A 21,299-nucleotide genomic window follows, 5' to 3' on the forward strand; every position below is an offset into this window, starting at 1 on the left:
AAAGCCAGATTTGTTAAAGCTAATAATCAGTGGGGATTCCCCCACTGGTTATTAGATGCGAGAACGTAAGTAAGCATCAATAAATGGATCAATTTCTCCATCCATAACTGCTTGTACGTTACCAACTTCTGTATTTGTACGATGGTCTTTTACAAGAGAATACGGGTGGAATACGTAAGAACGAATTTGGCTGCCCCATCCAATTTCTTTTTGTTCCCCGCGGATTTCATCTAATTGTGCTTGTTGCTCTTCTAATTTCTTTTGATATAATTTTGCTTTTAACATTTTCATCGCATGCTCACGGTTTTTAATTTGAGAACGCTCTGACTGACACGTTACAACCGTATTTGTCGGTGTATGCGTAATACGAACTGCTGAATCTGTCGTATTAATGTGCTGTCCACCAGCTCCACTTGCACGGTACGTATCAATTTTTAAGTCTTCTGTACGCACTTCAATTTCAACTTCATCATTGAACTCAGGTACAACTTCACAAGATACGAATGATGTATGACGACGGCCTGAAGAATCGAACGGTGAAATACGTACAAGACGATGTACACCTTTCTCTGCTTTTAAATAACCGTAAGCGTTATGACCTTTAATTAATAAAGTAACACTCTTAATACCAGCTTCATCACCTGGTAAGTAGTCAACTGTTTCTACTTTAAATCCACGTTTTTCAGCCCAGCGTGTATACATACGTAATAACATAGAACCCCAGTCTTGTGACTCTGTTCCACCTGCACCTGGGTGTAATTCTAAAATCGCATTATTTTTATCATAAGGATCACTTAATAGTAATTGAAGCTCATACTCATTCATTTCTTGAATTAAGCCTTTTACTTCCGATTCTAATTCCTCATGTAAATCTTCATCATATTCTTCTTTTAAGAGTTCATGCGTTACTTCTAAGTTTTCGAACGTCTCGTCTAACTGACGGAACTTTCCAACCATATCTTTTAACGCATTTGCTTCGTTAATTACAGTTTGAGCGCCTTGTTGGTCATCCCAAAATCCTGCGCCCATCATTTTTTCTTCTAATTCTGCAATTTGTTTCTCCTTAGTAGGGAGGTCAAAGAGACCCCCTAAAAGCCGCTAATCTCTTAGCCATTTTCTCTAATTCCTGTCTAATTTCTACTAATTCCATTTCCTTCACCTCTATGTAATTGCTATTACTTTCGTATGAAAACAAGGGAAACTCTCTCCACTTATTAGGGAGAGAGTTTAATCCTTTTTATTACAATTTGCAAAACAAGCTGAATTCAACAGCCGCAGTTTTTATTAGCTTACAATGCCACAGCAGTTTTTATATTTCTTGCCACTACCACATTTGCATAAATCGTTACGGCCCACTTGATCACCTTTTACAACAGGCTTTTTCTTCGCTTCTTCGCCATCGCTAGATGGATGAACAGCTTCACCTTGAACAACTTCTTGACGCTCTAAGTTTTGTTCAATTTCAGCTTTCATAATGTAACGAGAGATTTCCTCTTCAATAGAAGCAATCATTGACTCGAACATTGCGAATCCTTCCATTTGATACTCACGAAGTGGATCGATTTGACCGTAAGCACGTAAATGAATACCTTCACGAAGGTGGTCCATCGCATCAATATGCTCTGTCCATTTCGTATCTACTACACGGAATACAACAACTTTTTCGAACTCACGCATTTGCTCTTCTGGCATAAGCTTTTCTTTGTCGTTGTAACGCTCTATTAATTTCGCGATAATCGGCTCGCTCATTTCTTCTGGAGCAAGACGACGTAATTCTTCTTCTTTTATATCGCCTTCTTGCAGAAGGTTTGTATTTAAGTAGTCAACAAGACCTTTAATGTTCCAATCTTCTTCAATTTCCTCTTGTGTATGAAGCGCAACAGCACGTTCTACTGTAGATTTCATCATACCTTCAATAATACTACGTAAGTTCTCAGAATCCATTACTTCTTGACGCTGTTTGTAAATAACTTCACGTTGCTGACGAAGCACATCATCGTATTGTAATAACTGCTTACGTGCATCATAGTTATTTCCTTCTACACGTTTTTGCGCAGATTCTACTGCACGAGAAACCATTTTACTTTCAATCGGCTGTGAATCATCCATACCAAGACGATCCATCATCGCTTTCATATTGTCAGAGCCGAAGCGGCGCATTAGTTCATCTTCCATTGATAAATAGAACTGCGTTACACCAGGGTCCCCTTGACGACCAGCACGACCACGTAACTGATTATCAATACGACGGCTTTCGTGACGCTCTGTACCGATAACCGCTAGACCGATATTTTTAATATCATCGCCTAATTTAATATCCGTACCACGACCAGCCATATTCGTCGCAATTGTTACAGCACCTTTAATACCAGCTTCTGCAATGATATCTGCTTCACGCGCATGGTTTTTCGCGTTTAAAATATTATGGCGTACACCTTTACGTGTTAACATTTTTGAAATAAGCTCTGACGTTTCAATTGCAACTGTACCAACAAGTACAGGTTGTCCTTGTTTATGACGATTTACAATATCCTCAACAACTGCATTGAATTTACCTTCCATTGATTTGAAGATTAAATCAGCACGGTCATCACGAATAATATCTTTGTTCGTTGGAATTACGATAACATTCATATTATAAATATTACGGAATTCTTCTTCTTCCGTTTTCGCTGTACCAGTCATACCAGATAACTTTTCGTACATACGGAAGTAGTTCTGGAACGTAATTGTCGCAAGCGTCATGCTTTCATTTTGAATTTCTACGCCTTCTTTTGCTTCAATCGCTTGGTGTAAACCTTCGCTATAACGACGCCCTTTCATAAGACGACCAGTGAATTGGTCTACAATTACGATTTCACCTTCTTGTACAACATAGTCTGTATCACGGTGCATAACAACATGCGCACGAAGTGCCTGATTAATATGATGAAGAAGTGCAACATGTTTTAAATCAAATAAGTTTTCAATATGGAAAGCTTTCTCTGCTTTCGTAATACCATCTTCAGTTAACATTACATTTTTCGTTTTCACATCGAATGAATACTCTTTTTCATTTTCTAATGTACGAACGAATGCATTTGCAAACATGTATAGCTCTGTTGATTTTTGAGCTTGTCCCGAAATAATAAGCGGCGTACGTGCTTCATCGACTAAAATAGAATCGACTTCATCGATAATAGCAAAATGAAGTGGACGCTGAACGCACTGCTCTCTATATAAAACCATATTGTCACGTAAGTAATCGAATCCAAGCTCATTATTTGTGCTATACGTAATATCAGCAGCATAAGCCTCTTGCTTCTCTTCGCGTGACATACTATTTAAGTTAATTCCTACTGTTAAGCCAAGGAACTCATGAAGTTGTCCCATTTCGCTCGCATCACGTTGTGCTAAGTATTCATTGACTGTAACAACGTGAACACCTTTTCCTGTTAAAGCATTTAAATATACAGGTAATGTAGATGTTAACGTTTTACCTTCACCCGTTTTCATCTCAGAGATATTCCCTTCATGTAAAGCAATACCACCCATTAACTGCACGCCATACGGACGCATTCCAAGAACACGAGTCGCAGCTTCGCGAACAACCGCAAAAGCTTCAGGAAGTAGATCATCTACTGTCTCACCTTTTGTTAGACGTTCTTTAAACTCAAGCGTCTTTCCTTTTAATTGTTCATCTGTTAGTGGCTTAATAGATGATTCTAATGCATCAATTTGCTCAACTGTCTTCTGCATACGTTTAATTTGGCGTTGATTTACATCAAATACCTTTTTTAAAATACCGATCATAGGAAATACGCTCCTCTTTTTTATTAAAATAAAACTTCCGATTGTTTTTTCTTTTTCTATTACAATCAGTCGTTATAAAAATCAAATGTATGTTATGCCAATTTTTCTCCTAATTAAAAAAACTAAAATGTATATACCTAATGATAATTGTAACACTTGTCTTATAACTATGACAACAATCGGCCGAATGTCTCGTTCTAAATTAGGAAAAGTTTTTTAAAAATCTATTTTCAGCAAAAAAAGCGCAGCCTCTTTCGGCTGCGCTTTCGAATTATTATTTAGTTTCGATTAAACCATATTTTCCGTCTTTACGGCCATATACAACATTAGTTTCATTTGTATCAGCATTTGTGAAGACGAAGAAATTATGCCCTAGCATATCCATTTGCAAGATCGCTTCTTCAACGTCCATCGGTTTTAAATCGAATCGTTTTGTACGTACAAGTTCTAATTCATCCTCTTCTACCTCATCCAGAACAGCTACTGCTTCTGGAAGGATAAAGTTAGTTTTCACAGAACCTTTCTCACGTAACTTACGATTTACTTTTGTTTTATGTTTACGAATTTGTCGCTCAATCTTATCAACTACTAAATCGATAGCAGCGTACATATCGCTATTAGTTTCTTCTGCACGAAGTAATAAATCAGTAAACGGAATTGTTACCTCGACACGTTGCTTGTCAGAGTATACTTTTAAATTAACTTTAATCTCTGGGAATGTATCAAAATAACGCTCTAACTTACTTAGTTTTTTCTCTACATATTCCTTTAATGCTGGAGTTACTTCAATATTTTCACCACGAATGTTGAATTTCATAGATGAATTCCTCCTTTCAAGCCTATGTACTATAATTTCGACATCGGCTTAAAAACTCCTTCTAACTTTTTTAAAAAAATTAGTGGAATTGCGATTTTTTTATCGTTTTTTGTTGAAATGAAAAGATGCATCGTTTCTACCTTTATTTTATCCTATTAACATCGTGAGTAACGAATATAACTGTGGACAATTCGTTACAGAAAAGAAACAACTTTTTGACAATTCGCCCCATAACAAAAACCTCTTGCGAAAAACAAGAGGTTCTACTATATATAACGTTGCCACAAACGCAGCTTTCTCTTCCCAAAAACAATATCCCTACAGTTTCACAACATTAGCTGCTTGTGGTCCACGTGCTCCATCTACAATATCAAACTCCACTTGTTGCCCTTCTTCTAATGACTTATACCCATCTTGTTGAATAGCAGAAAAATGAACAAACACATCCTCACCATCTTCACGCTCAATAAACCCAAATCCCTTTTCTGCATTAAACCATTTCACTTTTCCTTGCATGTTCATTCCATTCCCTTCACTCTAAAAATCAGGGCATTCGCCCCATATTCTGACTATAACGAATGACAACTTACGAAGTCAAAGAAGACTTATCGTCTTTTTATTATCTCTTTCGACAGTTACAGATTAACTTCTACAGAGCGTCAAACTAGAAACTTCACTTGCCCCTCTATCGTATAAAAGACTGCCAATTTGTCTAACTGTAATACCTGTCGTATACACATCATCAACGAGTAAAATATGTTGCCCATGAAACATCTCTTCACCCTGAAAATAAAAAGGATTGCTTCCCAACATCCTTTCTTTGCGCGTCTTCTTACTTTGTTTTTCTGTTTCCCTTCTTCTTAATGACGGATAAGAAAGACCAACAGGCAAACAAGCTGCTAATAGCTCAGCTTGATTAAAGCCACGTTCATATTCCCTTTCCTTACTAAGCGGAACAGCGATAGCGGTTGAAACATTAGCAAAATACTGTTGAAATAAACTTCGAAAAGGGCGATGAAAAATACGAACTAACTCAGCATCACCACGAAACTTAAACTGCGCTAGTATTCCTTTCATCTCATTATCGTACATGTATAATGAACGATTTTTTAAAGGTCGATAACTCTCCAAATTCATCCATCGTACACAATCCTTGCAAATGTCACCTTCTTTATATTCAGCTGGCAATGGATCTAAAGACCGTCCGCACTCTCTACAAATCTCTCCTATAATATAGGAAATCTTTTGCTCACATCTATCACATATATACTTTTTGTGAGCCTTAACAAAAAAATTGTACCAACTAATCGCGTATGAAATATCCTCATCACAAAGTAAGCAATGCATTAATCGATCAACCCTTGTTCTTTCGCATTTTTGTTCATACTTCGAATGTGTTTTTTCGCGCGCACCATCGCCTCTGTCTTACCATAATGAAAATAAATGACCTCTCCATACGGCTCTTCAAAACTACGACCTACCCGGCCTGCAATTTGTACGAGTGCACTTTCTGAAAATATTTCTTCTTCCGTCCCTAAAACCGCAACTTGCAAATTTTTCACCGTTACTCCTCTCTCCAAAATCGTCGTTGTAACTAATAAAGGAATTTCCCCCTTTCTGAAAGCTGCAACTTTTTCTTTTCTCATTGGATCTTCTGCATGCACACCGGCAACTCTATCGTCTAACAGCTTCAATAACCGACTCAATTTTTCTATATATCGCACATGGGGAACAAATAAAAAAATGGGGTGCTTTTTATTTAAGTATACTTTTAACCATTGTAGTAAAACTTGAGGAATTCTTTTATTAATGAGGCTTTTCTTCCAGTTTCCGCACCAGCAAAATTTGGGGACTGGCAACGGATGACGGTGATACCGTCCAGAAACAACGATACCTTTTTGTTTCCCCTTTCTAAGGTTACGCTTCCACTCTTCATCTGGAGTTGCAGTTAAATAAATACATGCCGCCTTCTCTTTCATCGCTTGTTTTACCGCATACTGCAACATTTGATCTGCATGGTATGGAAAGGGGATATATAATATGGAAAGAAAACATATTGAAGTTGTAGCAAGTGAAGAATCTTATAACAACCTTTCTACATTTAAGGAAGTAGAAGAACTAAATAAAACTGTACGTGTATACAGAGACACTATCCGTATGTCTATTAAGCGCACTGACGTACAATCTAAACTAATTGCATTACTTGAAATTTTAAAGCGCACAGCTGCAAATATGTAGGTGTTAGTTTCCTATGCAAAAATAGAATAGCTACTAAATTCATGTTATTATCGTAAACCTGTATACACCTCAAATTATCACCTTATTCTTATACAAAAACCCGCATCCCAAAGTTCATTGAGTAGCGGGTTTTTGTATTTTAATTTATAATCACTTTCAAGATAAGCCTTGATTTACATTTGCTTGTTGTAGAGGTTTAGTGATATTTCACCTCACAAACTATATTTCGTTAAAGATGATTAATATAATTTTCTATTTTAATATTCTTCATTAACTAGAAAATAAAGCTCTAGGCATTTATAATGCTGATTTCATCATTAAAGACTCATTTGAATTCACATTACTAATTTGTTTAGCCGGAACACCAGCTACAGTAATACCTTGCTGTGTAAATGACTTGGTAACAACGGAATTAGCACCGATTGAAATATTATCAGCAATAGTTATATCGCCAAATAATTTAGCTCCAGGGCCAATGTAACAATTATCTCCAAGTTTTGGTACATCAGTAGGCCCTCCAGTATTTGCACCTAATCCAGTATTTTGATATATCCTGCAATTTTTACCAACTCGGCAATTATCATTTACAACTATAGTACCTATATGCGCTATTGCTAATCCGGGACCAAAAACGTTAGGAGGGATAGAAAATCCTAATTTCACACTTAATTTATGAAATTTATAACGTGTATAGTAATATTTCAACTTAGAAATAGGATTTAGTTTGATATTTTTGTAATATTCCACTTTTCTAAGAAGTATTTGGAATTTCCATATTTCATCGCCAACAAATCTCGGTTTCTTTCGATCAATCCATAAAGACTTTTTATCGCTTTCTAAGTAATGCTTTAGTTCCTCTTTTGATGAAATCATTATTTAAGTCTCCTCTTAGTTACATTATTATTTAATAATACACTAAGATTTAACAATATTCTTCATATTTTTAGGATAAAACCCTTATACTTCAGCCCTCCAAGTCAGCGAAATATTATTTGTTCCATTCGCTGGGGGTGTATTAAAATACACTACTAAATTTGTAGCGTTAGCTAACACATATTTAATACCAGAATTTCCTGAATTATACTCTGCAGGCGCTACATTCCAATAGGAAGGCGTCATCCCTAATCCATGTGAAATAGTTTTAGATGTTGTTGTACCATCGCCACTAAAGGTAAACAAACCTTTATTACTTAGCTGTGAAGTCCAGTTTCCTGACTTGTTCACAATCAATCCGAACCTTTTTTGCGCAAGGTGGTTGTTGCACCGACTTGTGTGGTGCGTAACGTTACCCCTACTCCTGTTAGATCGGGTAATATTTTCGAACCAGCATGAACAAATCACATGCCTGCGGCTGTGAAGTTTTCTAATGTCACTTCTTGTCCATCGAACATTGTGGCATTTGCGACAGTCGTATCGGTTGCACCAATTAAAAACGCTCCATAATTGTTAGGAGCGTTTTCTACAAGAGGTTCGTTAATGGTTATTCTAGGTGCGTTATAAGCCCACATTTCGCCTAAAAATGCTATAACACGATTATTTTTATAATTGGGTTTATCTATATAAACAAACCCTTCTACAGCATTCATTGGCTGTCTTGCCCGCATACCAATGTTTGAGTTTATATCTTTATGATTGCGAATTGTAATACTGACCCTGTTTTGAGAGTTTGAGTAACCCCCTCCATATACTTCAATTCCTGCACCATCACAATTTCCGTCTAAAGATTATCAATCACAATGTCTTGTAGAAACTCAGTGTTAAAATTAGGCTCAAGGTCAATACCATTCATAGGAGCTATACCTTTTATATTTTTAATGATTGCGTCATTAATACGCAAAGTTTTAGCACTTATTACGGAAATCCCTTGTCTGCGGCAACTATCAATTAGAGGGTTCACAACCATTACATTAGAACAATAATTTTGTTTTACTGTACTCCAATGTATATCCCATCACCCCAATATTTTGAAATATTAGGATTTTGAATTGTGATGTTACTAGAGCCTTGTATTTTAATGCCGTGTCCCCATTCTCCTGTTGTTCCGATATGCGTGTCTCTATCGCCAATAACATTTGGGTTAATCAGTTCTATATTCGATACATCTTTCACCGTGATGATGCTATATTCAACGACATTTGTAGTTTTAGATTTTAAAATGGCATTTTTACTAAGAGTAATTGGTGATAGCATGAATAAAGTAATACCACCAAATATGTTAGCGTTAATAGATCCAGATGTTGAAGTTCAAAATGGAGATATCGCTGCGATTGCTGTTAATGGATTTGATGCTACTTTAAAAAGATTTTACAAATTCCAAGACGGAATCACTTTAGAACCTGAGAGTTATAACCCAGAGTATAAAACACAATTTTATGATTCTAAGGCGCAAGAGTTCACTCCTGTTGTAGTAAAAGGGAAATTAGTTTGGTATATGGCACCACTTAACGTTAAATTCTAAGTGTAAGAGGTGATTATTTTGACTAAAGCTGCTATATATATTCGTGTTAGTACTCAAGACCAAGTAGAAAATTATAGTATAGAAGTTCAAAGAGAACGGATAAGAGCATATTATAAGGCAAAAGGTTGGGATATTTATGATGAATATATCGATGGTGGTTATTCAGGTTCTAATCTAGATCGCCCAGACATTAAAAGGCTTTTAAATGATTTAAAAAAAATCGATGTTGTCACTGTATATAAATTAGACAGGTTATCTCGTTCACAAAGAGATACATTAGAATTAATTGAAGAACACTTCTTAAAAAATAATGTGGACTTTGTATCTATTACAGAAACATTAGATACATCTACACCTTTTGGAAAAGCAATGATTGGTATATTAATTAGAACGTGAGACAATAGCAGAGCGAATGAGAATGGGACATATCAAACGAGCTGAAAATGGTTTAAGAGGAAACGGTGGAGATTATGACCCATCTGGTTACACAAGAGAGAACGGATATTTAATAATAAAAACTGACGAAGCTAAACACATTAAGAGAGTTTTTGACTTATATGAGCAATACCATTCAATCACTAGGGTACAGGAAGTTTTAAAAGAGGAAGGTTATCCCATTTGGAGATTTAGGCGGTACAGAGACATTCTTTCTAATATATTATATATAGGACGTGTAACCTTTGCGGGAAAAGAATACGAAGGTCAACATGAGCCTATCATTTCATCAGAACAGTTTAAACGTGTACAAGTGCTTCTGAAACGTCACAAGGGACATAATTGCCCATAAGGCTAAACAAAGCTTATTATCAGGGCTAATAACCTGCTCCTGTTGCGGAGAGAAGTATGTAGCATATAGTACAGGGAAATCTAAAGATGTTGAATCAAAAAGATATTACTACTATATTTGTAGAACTAAAAGATTCCCTTCCGAATACGATGAAAGATGCCTAAACAAAACATGGTCAAGAAAAAAACTTGAAGAAGTTATATTTGTTACTTTTAAAAAATTTGCGGTAGGACAAAATCACTCTCAAAAAAAAGAGAAAAAAATTAATTATGAAAAACTCATTAAAGATATTGATAAAAAAATGGAACGTCTTCTTGATTTATTTACAGTACTACAAATATTAGTAGACAACTTTTAGAATAACAAATGGAAAAATTAAATTCAGAAAATGAGAATCTCATTCTAAGACAACAAAATTCCGAACAAGAAATTACAATTTCCAAAGAGATGGTTTCAACTATTAATGAATCATTAGAAACAATGGATTTTAAAGCCAAACAAGTTATGATTAATAATTTTATACAAGAGATTTACGTTGATCAAGATAACGTCTATATAAATTGGCATTTTTGACGTTATCTTTTTATGTATTCATTTCGGGCTATTCACACAGTCCAAATAAAAAACGATTCTTTCTGTTTAACAGCCTCCATAACACCTTGCGCAGCCAACTTCTGGCCAGTAGATAAATTCCCTTTCCACTGTAACGGATTTACATCCATTTCTCCCTCTTTTTCGGCAATTCCGCGAACAAGTACTGCACATTCACTAACTCTCCCCATCATTATGCACTTCCGGCACTATGTGCAGACTTTACTACACCTTTTACACAAAAATGATGAAAAGAGTCTTTGTGCTATATTTCCGCAACGCTGACACATATATGTAGAAGCCTTATTTTTTACACCTTGTACACATACGACCTCTCCCTTCTTCTTCAAATCATCTAAATTATCCCGTACGTCTGTAGAGAGTTCTTCTAATAATAACTGTTTCCCAGATAACATGCACCATCACCTCCAGCACACTATAAACCTTTCCCGTAATTTCGTAAAAACGCAAAAAAGCCGATAACCTACTTATAAAATAGTAAGCTATCGACTTTATACACGTGTTTTATTCGTTTATAAATCCTAGAATCGACCGTATCCTAAGAAATGTTTTTTGTTGTATGAACTGTTAATATCACCGTACGCAATTCCTTTATCACTAGCATGAATCATTTGGCCATTACCAACGTAAATACCGATGTGAGATGGACCTGCTTTATAAGTACCTTGGAAGAATACTAAATCTCCAGGTTGTGGGCTACTTACTTTAGAAACTGAGTTCCAGTAACCGTTAACGTCTTGACGACCTACACCAAAGATGTAAGAAATGAATCCACTACAATCAAAACCACCTTTTGATGGAGATGCACTTCCCCAAACATATGGCATACCTAAGTATTGTTGTGCTTTACCAATTACGCCACCCGCATTTGAAGCTGGAGCTGGCTCTGGTTGTTTCTTCTCTTGTTTAGGTGTTTCTTGTTTAGGTGCTTCTTGTTTAGGCTCTTCTTTTTGAGCTTGTCCACCGTTGTTCGCTGGTGCAACTTGTTGAGCAGGCGCTTGCACTTCTTTAGCAGCTTGTTCTGCTTGTTTTTGAGCAGCGGCTTCTTGTGCAGCTTTTGCTTGTGCTTCCTGTTCAGCCATACGTTGTAATTGTAATGCTTGTTTTTCAAGCTCTTTTAATTGATCTTCCGTACTTGTCATTGAAGTTACAACTGTATCCATTTTACCACTTAAATCGTTTACTGCTGTTTCTTTTTTCGCTTTTTCAGCGTCAAGTTCTTTCTTAGCAGTTTCAATTTGAGCTTGTGCTTCTTTTAATTCTTTTTGTTTTTCTTTTACTGTTGCAACATCCTTTTTCACGTTCGCTTGATCTTCTTGTTGTGTTTTCATGATATCTTCGTCAGACTCAAGAATTTTAGAAACAGAAGTTAAACGATCAACTAAATCTGCAACGTTTTTAGAGTTTACAAGAACTTCTGTTACAACGTTCGTATTCGGCTGTTCTTGAAGCGCAACTAAACGTTTTCTTAATAACTCTTCACGTTTTGCGATTTTCGTTTGTAGTTCTGCAATGTCTTTATTTTTCTTTTCGATTAATTGCTCAGTATCAGCAACCTTTTTCGTCGTTTCATCAAGCTTTGAAGTATTTTCTTGAACAGACTTATCTAAACCTTGAATTGTTTTATTTAAGTCATTCATTTGTTTTTGTAATTCATCACGTTCTTGTTGTTGTTTATGTAAAGTGTCATTTTGTGTATTAATTTGTGATTTCACGTCAGAAATATTATCTTCTGCAAATGCATTTGGTGTTAATCCTGAAAACATTAACCCTGCAACTAATGCGCAAGACGCCATTTTTAGCTTTTTCATTTTATCTTTTACACCGCTTTCTTTTTCTTTTTTCCGTATATAACCTATAAAATTTATACCATAATTCGGGTTTTTTTTTACCAATGTTACGCTTTTGTAAAACAAATGTAATATTATATGTGTATCTAGCGCAAAATACGTATATTTTTGTATGTATGTGTAGAATTTTTTAATTTTTCCTCAATGTTATAAACAAAGAAAAAACGCAAGGTGTCCCTTACGTTTTATTAAATATGCAAATGCAAATATAAATGAAATTGAAACGCTATTTCATCCATTTCTCAGCCCAATTTTGGACTTCATCCATAACACTTTCTAACGCTTTTCCTTTGTCAGTTAAACCATACTCGATTCGAACTGGTACTTCTGGATAAACATCGCGAACTACAATGCCTTCGCTTTCCAATTCCTTTAAACGCTCTGACAACATACGATCGCTCATATTCGGTATAATATCTGCGATTTCTCTAAAACGTTTCGGCTCTTCTAGCAAAGATTTAATGATTAAGCCAGTCCATTTTTTACTAAGCAAAGTAAAAGCTGACTCAAACTTTGGACATAAACAAGAATTATGCTCCATATGTTTCACCTCTCTTCTATTATAATATAGTTTCTTGTAAAAAGTAAGTTATAAAACTTTCCTCATATTTTATTTTACGTACATTTTATCATTTCCAAATATTAACTTGTCAACTATACGTAACATTTCCGTAAAAAAACCCTCTTCAAAAAGAGAGCCTTTTCTATCTTATTACTTCGTATACCATCCAAGACCAAGTGCACCTTCACCTAAATGCGTACCAATTACAGCACCAAAATAACCCGTGCGAATTGCGACATGAGGATATTTTGCTTCTAATTCTTGCTTCCATTCATTCGCTTCCTCTTCACGTTGCGCATGAATGATAACTGCTTCCATAGGTACACCTTTACTTGCTTGTTCATCAAAAATTTCAACGATACGTTTTAGCGCTTTTTTACGTGTACGAATCTTTTCAAATGGAATAATGACTTTCTCTCTAAAATATAAAACTGGCTTCACTTGTAGCAAGCTACCGATGAAAGCTTGCGCACTATTTAATCTTCCACCACGTTGTAAATGATGTAAATCATCCACTACAAAATATGCGTCCATCGTTTGCTTCATTTCATCAAAACGAGCGATAATTTCTTCTGGTGTTTTTCCTTCACTTGCTAATTTCGCGCCTTCACGTACATAAAATCCTTGTACTTCACAACTAATTTCAGAGTCATACGTATATACTTCAATACCCTCTACCATCTGTCCAGCTGTCGTTGCTGTTTGGTATGTACCACTAATGCCACTTGAAAGATGAATACTAATAACTGCATCATATTCTTTAGATAATTCTTCGTATAACTCTAAAAACTTTCCAATCGCTGGCTGCGAAGTTTTCGGAAGTTCTTCCTGCTCACGTACTTTTACATAAAAATCATCTACTGAAATTTCAGCTTCTTCTTGATAAGATTCTGTTCCAAACACAACGTTTAATGGAATCATATATATATTTAGTTCGTCACGAATATGCTTCGGTATATATGCTGTACTATCAGTAACAATAGCTGTTTTCATTCTCGTACCTGCCTTATAAAAAATTTTTATCCCTTAATTTTACACGAAAACTAAAAAAGGTGCATCCATACATAAAAATACCGGTTGAGAATTATACTCAGCATCTCGACAAATTACAACAAAAAGATAAAATACTCATCAAAAATTTCAGCTTATTTATAAAAAATGTTTGAATATAAAAACGCCCGCTTTTAAAATGTAAAGTACTAGTCATTTTGACAGATAGGGGCGTATATCATTGTTATTACAATATTTAACAATAAAAGACTATGGCGAACACGAAATTGTCATTCAAAAATCAAGATTTATTTGTTATGTAAATAGAGCTACAAATGAAGAAGAAGCGCAAGCGTTTATACAAAAAATAAAAAAACAGCATTGGAATGCAACACATAACTGTTCAGCGTATTTAATTGGCGAACAAGATCAAATTCAAAAAGCGAACGATGACGGTGAACCGAGCGGCACAGCTGGTGTACCTATGTTAGAGGTATTAAAAAAACGCGGTTTAAAAGATACTGTTGTTGTCGTTACACGCTATTTTGGTGGCATTAAACTCGGTGCAGGTGGATTAATTCGCGCATACGGAAAATGTACAAGCGAAGGTATTAATCACGTCGGCATTGTCGAACGAAAACTAGTGCGGGTTATACAAACCGAGATTGATTACACTTTACTTGGCAAGCTAGAAAATGAATTACGCAATTCAAAATATGTCATTAAAGATATACATTATTTAGAAAATGTCACATTCGATACGTTTGTAGAAGAAGATGGAAAACAAGCATTCACAGATTGGATGATTGAATTAACAAATGGGAAATGTACAATTACAGAAGGAGATATGTTGTACTTAGAGCAAGATCTTATCTAAGAATAATGAAATTATCACCTTTAAAGATTAATGTAGTGAAGAACTTCTCTACAATGAACTAAGGAGATTATATATGGAAGAACGTTATCATCATCTCCAAAATCGCAGAATAAAAAAGAAGCGAAGAAGAAAACTTTTCTACTTCTTTATTTTCGCATTTTTATTTGGTAGTGTAGGAGTCTATATATTAAATTCCTACACTTCTCTTATGGGGATGTATAGTGGATTTAGTCGTGAAAAATCAGATTTAAGAACTAAAGATGTAGAAATTACAAAGCAACCTTTTACAATCCTCATTATGGGTATAGAAGATTATGCAACAGATGGTCAAAATGGGCGTACAGACTCATTAATGTTTGCGACAGTCAATCCGAAAACTCAAAGGATTTCACTTATGAGTATTCCTCGAGATAGTCGCGTTCCAATTGTTGGAAAGGACAAAGAAGATAAGATTAACGCTGCGCATGCTTATGGTGGAGAACAAATGGCAATCAAAACTGTCGAAGGTTTTCTAAAAGTTCCTGTAGACCATTATATTAAAATTGATTTCCAAGGCTTTAAAGGTATCGTTGATGCTGTTGGCGGTGTTACCGTTGATGTCCCTTTCGATTTTTGGGAGCGCTCTGACGTGGATTACTACAAAAAAATCCAATTTAAGCAAGGGCAACAAAACTTAAACGGTGAAGAGGCACTCGCTTACGTCCGTATGCGAAAGCAGGATCCAAACGGCGATTATGGCCGAGCCGCTAGACAAAGACAATTGCTAGCCGCTGTTGCTCAAAAACTGAATTCTGCCTCTACTGTATTTAAAATTAAAGATTTAACGACTGTCGTTGGAAAATATATAAAAACCGACATTCCTATTTCAGACGGACTTGCTCTTTACAATAAACTTTCTGGTTTTGATCCTTCTACAATACAAACGTTAAAACTTGAAGGAGAAGACAAAAAAATAGGCGGTATTTATTACTTCCTTCCGGATCCAATCGGTGTAGAGACGGTACGTAATGAAATAGAAAAAGAACTAGGGGAAAAAGCAAAAACTCCAACAAATCCAAATACAAAAACCGATTCATCAAATCCTGACTCAAATTCTAACTCTAACGAAAAAGCAAAGAAAGAAACAAACCCGAACAAAACACCAACTGAGCCGCCCCCTTCCACAAATGCTCATGCAGAGTGGATTATGAGAAATCAGGAATAACAAAAAGAGCCAAATCTTATACGATTTGGCTCTTTTTTATTTACTTATTAAAGTGTTGTAAAATTGATTCAACAATACGCTCTGATGCACGACCATCACCGTAAGGGTTAGATGCTTGCGCCATCTTATCATGAGCTTCTTTATCAGATAGTAACTCATCAGCAAGATTAAAGATTGTCTGTTCATCTGTTCCTGCTAATTTTAACGTACCTGCTTCAATACCTTCTGGGCGCTCTGTTGTATCACGTAGAACAAGAACTGGCACGCCAAGTGATGGTGCTTCTTCTTGAACACCGCCAGAATCAGTTAACATTAAGTATGAACGAGCTGCAACATTATGGAAATCAATTACATCTAGCGGCTCGATTAAATGAATACGGCTATGTTCTCCTAAAATATCATTTGCTGTTTCACGAACAACAGGGTTCATGTGAACAGGGTACACGACTTGCACATCTTCATGTTTATCAACAAGGCGCTTAATTGCACGGAACATATTACGCATTGGTTCACCTAAGTTTTCACGGCGATGCGCTGTCATCAGTACAAGGCGATCACTTCCAAGTTTCTCTAGTACCGGATGACTGTATGTTTCTTTTACAGTCGTTTTCAGTGCGTCAATCGCTGTATTTCCTGTTATGAAAATGCGTGACTCATCTTTATTTTCTCTCTGTAAGTTCGTTGCTGATTTCGCTGTCGGTGAGAAATGAAGGTCTGCCATTACACCTGTTAATTGACGATTCATCTCTTCTGGATATGGAGAATACTTATCCCATGTACGAAGTCCAGCTTCAACATGACCTACTGGAATTTGATTATAAAAAGCAGCTAAGCTAGCAATAAATGTTGTTGTTGTATCACCATGTACAAGGACGATATCAGGCTTTGCTTCTTTCATTACTTTGTCTAAACCTTCTAAACCGCGCGTTGTAATATCAATTAAAGTTTGACGATCTTTCATAATATTCAAATCGAAATCTGGCGTAATTCCAAAGATGCTTAATACTTGATCTAACATTTGACGATGTTGTGCTGTTACAGTCACAATTGATTCGATTTTTTCTGGATGCTTTTGCAACTCTAATACAAGAGGTGCCATTTTAATTGCTTCTGGACGTGTCCCGAAAATTGTCATTACTTTTAAACGTTCAGTCATTTTATTGCCTCTTTTCTCTCACTAGTTACAGTTTCTATTATGACGTATAAGAATAAACAAGGAACTTGCTCTTTTTATCGAATAGTAGCAACATGATTATTACAAACATTCTTTCGTCCCACTGAGTAGTAATCTATCCCTTGCTTTCTAGCATCCTCATTAGTATAACAATTTCTCCCATCAAATAGAATAGCCTCCCCCATAAGTTGTACATACTTTTCTAATGGATATGTTCGAATAGATTCCCATTCCGTTACGATAAAAACTGCACTCGCGCCTCTAATCGATTCATCTATACATTCAGCATATTGTATCGTCTTTCCAAATGTTTGTTGTACATGCTGAATTGCTTTCGGATCGTATACAACTACATCCGCACCTATATTAATCAATTCTTGTATGATAATAAGAGATGGTGCTTCTCTAATATCGTCTGTATTCGGTTTAAATGCTGCTCCAAGAACTGCAACCCGTTTCTTATTCATATTTATTACTTTTTTCGCTTTTTCAACTAATAACAACTGCTGCTTATTATTCACTTCAATGACCGCTTTTAACAAACGAAAATCATGAGAAACATTTCCTGCCATTTGTACAAGTGCTTTCGTATCTTTCGGAAAACACGACCCCCCATATCCAATGCCCGCCTGTAAAAAATGGGTACCAATTCTCTTATCCATCCCCATTCCTTTTGCTACATCTAATACATTTGCTCCTACCTTCTCACATATATTTGAAATTTCATTAATAAAGCTAATTTTTGTAGCCAAGAATGCATTAGACGCGTATTTAATCATCTCTGCACTCTTAATATCTGTAATATACGTTTGCAAGCATAATGCACTGTACAAATCCTCTACTTTCCGTGCAACTTTCTCATCATCCGCTCCAATTACAATACGATCACCATGGAAGAAATCATAAATACCGGAACCTTCTCGTAAAAACTCTGGATTCGATACGACATGTAATTTGTGCCCCCCTTGTAACTTCGCCTCAATCCATCCCTGCATCGCTTCATTTGTACCTACAGGAACTGTACTTTTCGTAACAACAATAATATCGTTATTCACGTACGTCCCAATATCCTCACACGCACGCTTAATATACGTTAAATCAGCTCTCCCATTTGCTAATGATGGTGTTCCAACCGCAATAAATATAAATTCAGCATTGTTAAAAGCTTTTAATTTACTTGTTGTAAAAGTTAACTTTGCACACTTATACGCATCATGTATTAATTCATGTAAGCCACATTCATAAATAGGTAAATCCCCTTGTTTTATCCGTTCAATTTTTTCATAATCTATATCAAAACATGTGACCGAATGTCCCATTTTTGCCAAACCTACTCCTGTAATTAATCCAACATATCCAGTACCAATTATCGTAATTTTCATTTCCCCTTCGCACAGGAATATACAATAAAAAATATACGAATACATAGAATTCCCCTGTGCTTCCTCCTCTCATATTAAAAATGAGAAAACATTTTACTTCTCTATTATATGAATTACCTTTTCCATACTTTTTTAAGTTTTTGTAAAATTACATAAGAGAATATAAATTACCATATTTTAACACGAGACTTACTCATTTCTACGTGTAACACTTATAATACTGAAATAAAAATACTCACTATAGGAGAGGCGCGAAAATGGTCTATTATAAATACCAACAAACGCAACCTTCTTAAATGAGCTAACATTCCATATACAATTGTCATATCTTCTATTCACTTCCACTTACTACAAAAAGAAAAAAAGATTGAATTCTAATCTTTTTGTGATACCATATGTTATGAGCCTGCAAATAAACATCATAATTTTCAGATAAATAAACTAAAAAATTATGTTAGACTATAAAAAGGTGGGGTATTAATGGACTCACAAGTGATTTATGCCATTTTGGCATCTTTCATCACTGTACTCGTCGTTACTCCTTTAGTTATTAAATTAGCTTTTAAAATAGGAGCAACAGATAAGCCAAATGCGCGTAAAGTACACCAAAAGATTATGCCTCGTCTTGGCGGATTAGCAATATTTATCGGTGTAGCTGTAGGATTTGTTGTTGGCGGGTTATATGAACAAAGAATGTTATCGATAACATTAGGTGCGATTATCATTGTAATCATCGGGATTTTAGATGATATGTACGAACTATCTGCGAAGGTAAAATTCGGTGGACAACTATTAGTTGCAGCTATGATTGTAAAAAGTGGATTATTAGTGCAAGTATTATATATTCCAATCCTCGGGGATACTGAACTTGGATGGCTTGCTTATCCAATTACAGTGTTTTGGATTGTAGGTATTACAAATGCAATCAACTTAATTGACGGATTAGATGGATTGTCCGCTGGAATTTCATCTATCGTACTTGCAACGCTGGCATATATGGCCTTCACTAGCCCATGGGGTACTGGAACAGCTATCATTTTACCTCTAGCACTAATTGCACTTGCAAGTACACTTGGATTTTTATTCTATAACTTCCATCCAGCAAAAATTTTCATGGGAGATACAGGAGCACTATTTTTAGGATACTGTATTTCTGTCATATCGTTACTTGGATTATACAAAAGTGTAACGTTATTCAGCTTCATCGTTCCAGTTATCATTTTAGGTGTACCTGTATTTGATACGGCATTCGCAATTATCCGCCGTATCGTAAATAAAAAACCTATTTCAGCGCCAGATAAATCGCATTTACATCACCGTTTGCTTGCAATGGGATTCTCTCATCGTAAAACGGTACTAATTATATACGCATTCGGTATCTTCTTTAGTGTAAATGCCATTATTTTCACTAGTGCAACATTATGGTTATCCATTATTCTTCTTTTCATTTTAATCTTCTTCACAGAAATCATTGCTGAAATAATCGGCCTTGTACACGAACGTTACAAACCAATTATTTCCTTCTATAAAAAAATGAAAAAACGCGAAGACTAATTGTAGTATAGCCTTTACAATTATGAAATATTCAAATAGCATCCTCTTTCTTTGAAGAGGATGCTATTTTTTATTTTTTACTCCTTATTTGACATTTCCAAAATATAGATTGTTTGAGAGTCCCTTTATTGGAGAAAGATATACATAATAAAAAAAGTATCAAATTTTATTTTTTACATCTTGATTGTCAAACTGAGGGTGAATGTTATGATCAAGCGAGTATTTCAATGTATCATTTTATTTTTCACAATTACTATATACACGTCATCTAATCCTGAAGCAACTACAATTATTCCTGCTGAACATCATCCAAATGCTGAAACGACCTCTCCTACACAAAAGATTGCGTACTTAACATTTGATGATGGACCAAACAAATATACGATGCAAATTTTAAACATTTTAAAAGAAAAGAATGGAAAAGCAACCTTCTTTGTTATTGGTGGAAAAGTACCTCATTACCAAAAGACGATGCAGCGATTAATTAAAGACGGACATTATATTGGACTTCATAGTATGTCACACGATGTAAAACGCCTTTATACTGGCGATCCTTCCACTTTAATTACAGAAATGGAACAAACTCAAAACATTGTCCAGCAAGTTACAAAATTAAATACACACCTCGTCCGCGTTCCATACGGTAGCATGCCTTACTTAAAAAAGAATTATCGTGATGCTCTTGTATCAGCTCGATATAAAATGTGGGATTGGACAATTGATACATATGATTGGAAAAGCTATGACAATCCTTCTGCCATACTAGAAAGAGTACGTAATCAAAGTGATGAACAAGTCGAAGTTATTTTAATGCACGATTCAAGTGTCACTGTACAAATACTGCCAAAAGTAATCGATTATTTACAGTCACAAGGATACAAACTTCTTCCTTATAATCCCTCTTCCCATCTCGAAGTTAATTTTTGGAAAGACACAAGATTGTAACAGCTTTAGTGCCTATATGCTAAAGCTGTTTTATTTTTCTCTTCCCACCCTTCTCAT

22 protein-coding genes and 3 pseudogenes are annotated in these 21,299 nt (G+C 35.5%); 9 read left to right on the forward strand and 16 right to left on the reverse strand.

All coding sequences use genetic code 11. The annotated features are described in order from the left end of the window. Positions 1-51: 51 nt before the first annotated feature. From prfB to JDS81_RS13975, 6 genes and pseudogenes are all read right to left on the reverse strand, one after another. A protein-coding gene (prfB, locus tag JDS81_RS13950) for a peptide chain release factor 2 (RefSeq protein WP_096001583.1) occupies positions 52-1,150 on the reverse strand; the annotation gives its coding sequence in 2 pieces (ribosomal slippage) (positions 52-1,077 and positions 1,079-1,150; 1,098 coding nt in all). Between the two features lie 134 nt (positions 1,151-1,284). Next, positions 1,285-3,792 (reverse strand): preprotein translocase subunit SecA, encoded by a 2,508-nt coding sequence (gene secA, locus JDS81_RS13955; protein WP_000579396.1) that lies wholly within the window; start codon positions 3,790-3,792, stop codon positions 1,285-1,287. A gap of 274 nt (positions 3,793-4,066) precedes the next feature. Further along, entirely contained in the window at positions 4,067-4,609 is a 543-nt protein-coding gene (gene hpf, locus JDS81_RS13960; protein WP_000671188.1) for a ribosome hibernation-promoting factor, HPF/YfiA family, read from the reverse strand. A 318-nt stretch (positions 4,610-4,927) separates the two neighbouring features. Next, positions 4,928-5,125 carry a cold shock protein CspC gene (gene cspC / locus JDS81_RS13965; RefSeq protein ID WP_002045823.1) on the reverse strand — a complete coding sequence of 66 codons (198 nt, stop codon included), beginning with the start codon at positions 5,123-5,125 and terminating at the stop codon, positions 4,928-4,930. Positions 5,126-5,251: 126 nt separating this feature from the next. After that, entirely contained in the window at positions 5,252-5,956 is a 705-nt protein-coding gene (locus tag JDS81_RS13970) for a ComF family protein (RefSeq protein WP_097954039.1), read from the reverse strand. Continuing rightward, positions 5,956-6,636: pseudogene (locus tag JDS81_RS13975) on the reverse strand (helicase-related protein); the annotation flags it as partial. The pseudogene JDS81_RS13975 and the gene JDS81_RS13970, both read right to left, overlap by 1 nt. Before the next feature lie 13 nt (positions 6,637-6,649). On the opposite strand from JDS81_RS13975, the pseudogene JDS81_RS13980 reads away from it, so the two are divergent. Next, positions 6,650-6,885, forward strand: a pseudogene (locus JDS81_RS13980) (helix-turn-helix domain-containing protein); the annotation flags it as partial. A gap of 259 nt (positions 6,886-7,144) precedes the next feature. Here the strand turns inward: JDS81_RS13980 and JDS81_RS13985 are convergent. From JDS81_RS13985 to JDS81_RS14000, 4 genes are all read right to left on the reverse strand, one after another. Continuing rightward, positions 7,145-7,720, reverse strand: a complete 576-nt coding sequence (locus JDS81_RS13985) for a serine O-acetyltransferase (protein WP_000625802.1) — start codon at positions 7,718-7,720, stop codon at positions 7,145-7,147. Positions 7,721-7,804: 84 nt separating this feature from the next. Next, positions 7,805-8,077 carry a hypothetical protein gene (locus JDS81_RS13990; protein WP_097954040.1) on the reverse strand — a complete coding sequence of 91 codons (273 nt, stop codon included), beginning with the start codon at positions 8,075-8,077 and terminating at the stop codon, positions 7,805-7,807. A 107-nt stretch (positions 8,078-8,184) separates the two neighbouring features. Beyond that, complete coding sequence (locus JDS81_RS13995; RefSeq protein WP_000994671.1) at positions 8,185-8,433, reverse strand: hypothetical protein; 249 nt, start codon at positions 8,431-8,433, stop codon at positions 8,185-8,187. Between the two features lie 340 nt (positions 8,434-8,773). Next, positions 8,774-9,037: a hypothetical protein gene (locus tag JDS81_RS14000; protein ID WP_097954041.1), complete on the reverse strand. Its 264-nt coding sequence runs from the start codon at positions 9,035-9,037 to the stop codon at positions 8,774-8,776. Between JDS81_RS14000 and JDS81_RS14005 the strand changes: the two genes are divergently transcribed. From JDS81_RS14005 to JDS81_RS30415, 4 genes are read left to right on the forward strand one after another with little or no spacing between them, the layout of a single operon-like run. Beyond that, complete coding sequence (locus tag JDS81_RS14005; RefSeq protein WP_242481357.1) at positions 9,036-9,305, forward strand: LexA family protein; 270 nt, start codon at positions 9,036-9,038, stop codon at positions 9,303-9,305. The genes JDS81_RS14000 and JDS81_RS14005 overlap by 2 nt on opposite strands. 9 nt (positions 9,306-9,314) lie before the next feature. Next, the gene (locus JDS81_RS30405) at positions 9,315-9,701 is read left to right on the forward strand and encodes a recombinase family protein (protein ID WP_252199164.1); all 387 of its coding nucleotides are present in this window, start codon (positions 9,315-9,317) and stop codon (positions 9,699-9,701) included. A 22-nt stretch (positions 9,702-9,723) separates the two neighbouring features. Continuing rightward, positions 9,724-10,092, forward strand: coding sequence for a recombinase family protein (locus JDS81_RS30410; protein ID WP_242481359.1), 369 nt, complete (start codon positions 9,724-9,726; stop codon positions 10,090-10,092). 28 nt (positions 10,093-10,120) lie between these two features. Further along, on the forward strand, positions 10,121-10,450 hold the full coding sequence (locus JDS81_RS30415) for a recombinase zinc beta ribbon domain-containing protein (RefSeq protein WP_252199185.1): 330 nt from the start codon (positions 10,121-10,123) through the stop codon (positions 10,448-10,450). A gap of 250 nt (positions 10,451-10,700) precedes the next feature. Here JDS81_RS30415 and JDS81_RS14015 read toward each other — a convergent pair. From JDS81_RS14015 to JDS81_RS14030, 4 genes and pseudogenes are all read right to left on the reverse strand, one after another. Next, positions 10,701-11,099 (reverse strand): annotated as a pseudogene (locus JDS81_RS14015) (DNA/RNA helicase); the annotation flags it as partial. 126 nt (positions 11,100-11,225) lie between these two features. Then, the gene (locus JDS81_RS14020) at positions 11,226-12,620 is read right to left on the reverse strand and encodes a C40 family peptidase (RefSeq protein ID WP_142312446.1); all 1,395 of its coding nucleotides are present in this window, start codon (positions 12,618-12,620) and stop codon (positions 11,226-11,228) included. 160 nt (positions 12,621-12,780) lie between these two features. Continuing rightward, entirely contained in the window at positions 12,781-13,095 is a 315-nt protein-coding gene (locus JDS81_RS14025) for a winged helix-turn-helix transcriptional regulator (protein ID WP_097927503.1), read from the reverse strand. 171 nt (positions 13,096-13,266) lie between these two features. Continuing rightward, positions 13,267-14,109 carry a DegV family protein gene (locus tag JDS81_RS14030; protein WP_000844773.1) on the reverse strand — a complete coding sequence of 281 codons (843 nt, stop codon included), beginning with the start codon at positions 14,107-14,109 and terminating at the stop codon, positions 13,267-13,269. Between the two features lie 238 nt (positions 14,110-14,347). On the opposite strand from JDS81_RS14030, the gene JDS81_RS14035 reads away from it, so the two are divergent. Then, positions 14,348-14,983, forward strand: coding sequence for a YigZ family protein (locus JDS81_RS14035; RefSeq protein ID WP_097954042.1), 636 nt, complete (start codon positions 14,348-14,350; stop codon positions 14,981-14,983). Positions 14,984-15,056: 73 nt separating this feature from the next. Next, positions 15,057-16,187 (forward strand): LCP family protein, encoded by a 1,131-nt coding sequence (locus JDS81_RS14040; protein WP_097954043.1) that lies wholly within the window; start codon positions 15,057-15,059, stop codon positions 16,185-16,187. Positions 16,188-16,227: 40 nt separating this feature from the next. Here JDS81_RS14040 and wecB read toward each other — a convergent pair whose 3' ends face one another. Together wecB and JDS81_RS14050 are read right to left on the reverse strand one after the other, a co-directional pair. Further along, positions 16,228-17,343 carry a non-hydrolyzing UDP-N-acetylglucosamine 2-epimerase gene (gene wecB, locus JDS81_RS14045; RefSeq protein ID WP_097954044.1) on the reverse strand — a complete coding sequence of 372 codons (1,116 nt, stop codon included), beginning with the start codon at positions 17,341-17,343 and terminating at the stop codon, positions 16,228-16,230. Positions 17,344-17,417: 74 nt separating this feature from the next. Continuing rightward, complete coding sequence (locus JDS81_RS14050; RefSeq protein ID WP_142312447.1) at positions 17,418-18,788, reverse strand: UDP-glucose dehydrogenase family protein; 1,371 nt, start codon at positions 18,786-18,788, stop codon at positions 17,418-17,420. 435 nt (positions 18,789-19,223) lie between these two features. On the opposite strand from JDS81_RS14050, the gene JDS81_RS14055 reads away from it, so the two are divergent. Continuing rightward, positions 19,224-20,297: a glycosyltransferase family 4 protein gene (locus tag JDS81_RS14055; RefSeq protein ID WP_000378305.1), complete on the forward strand. Its 1,074-nt coding sequence runs from the start codon at positions 19,224-19,226 to the stop codon at positions 20,295-20,297. Between the two features lie 207 nt (positions 20,298-20,504). Continuing rightward, on the forward strand, positions 20,505-21,242 hold the full coding sequence (locus JDS81_RS14060) for a polysaccharide deacetylase family protein (protein ID WP_000597144.1): 738 nt from the start codon (positions 20,505-20,507) through the stop codon (positions 21,240-21,242). The last annotated feature ends 57 nt before the right edge of the window (positions 21,243-21,299 follow it).

The organism is Bacillus cereus group sp. N31, assembly GCF_016483245.1.
Classification (GTDB): Bacteria; Bacillota; Bacilli; order Bacillales; family Bacillaceae_G; genus Bacillus_A; species Bacillus_A toyonensis.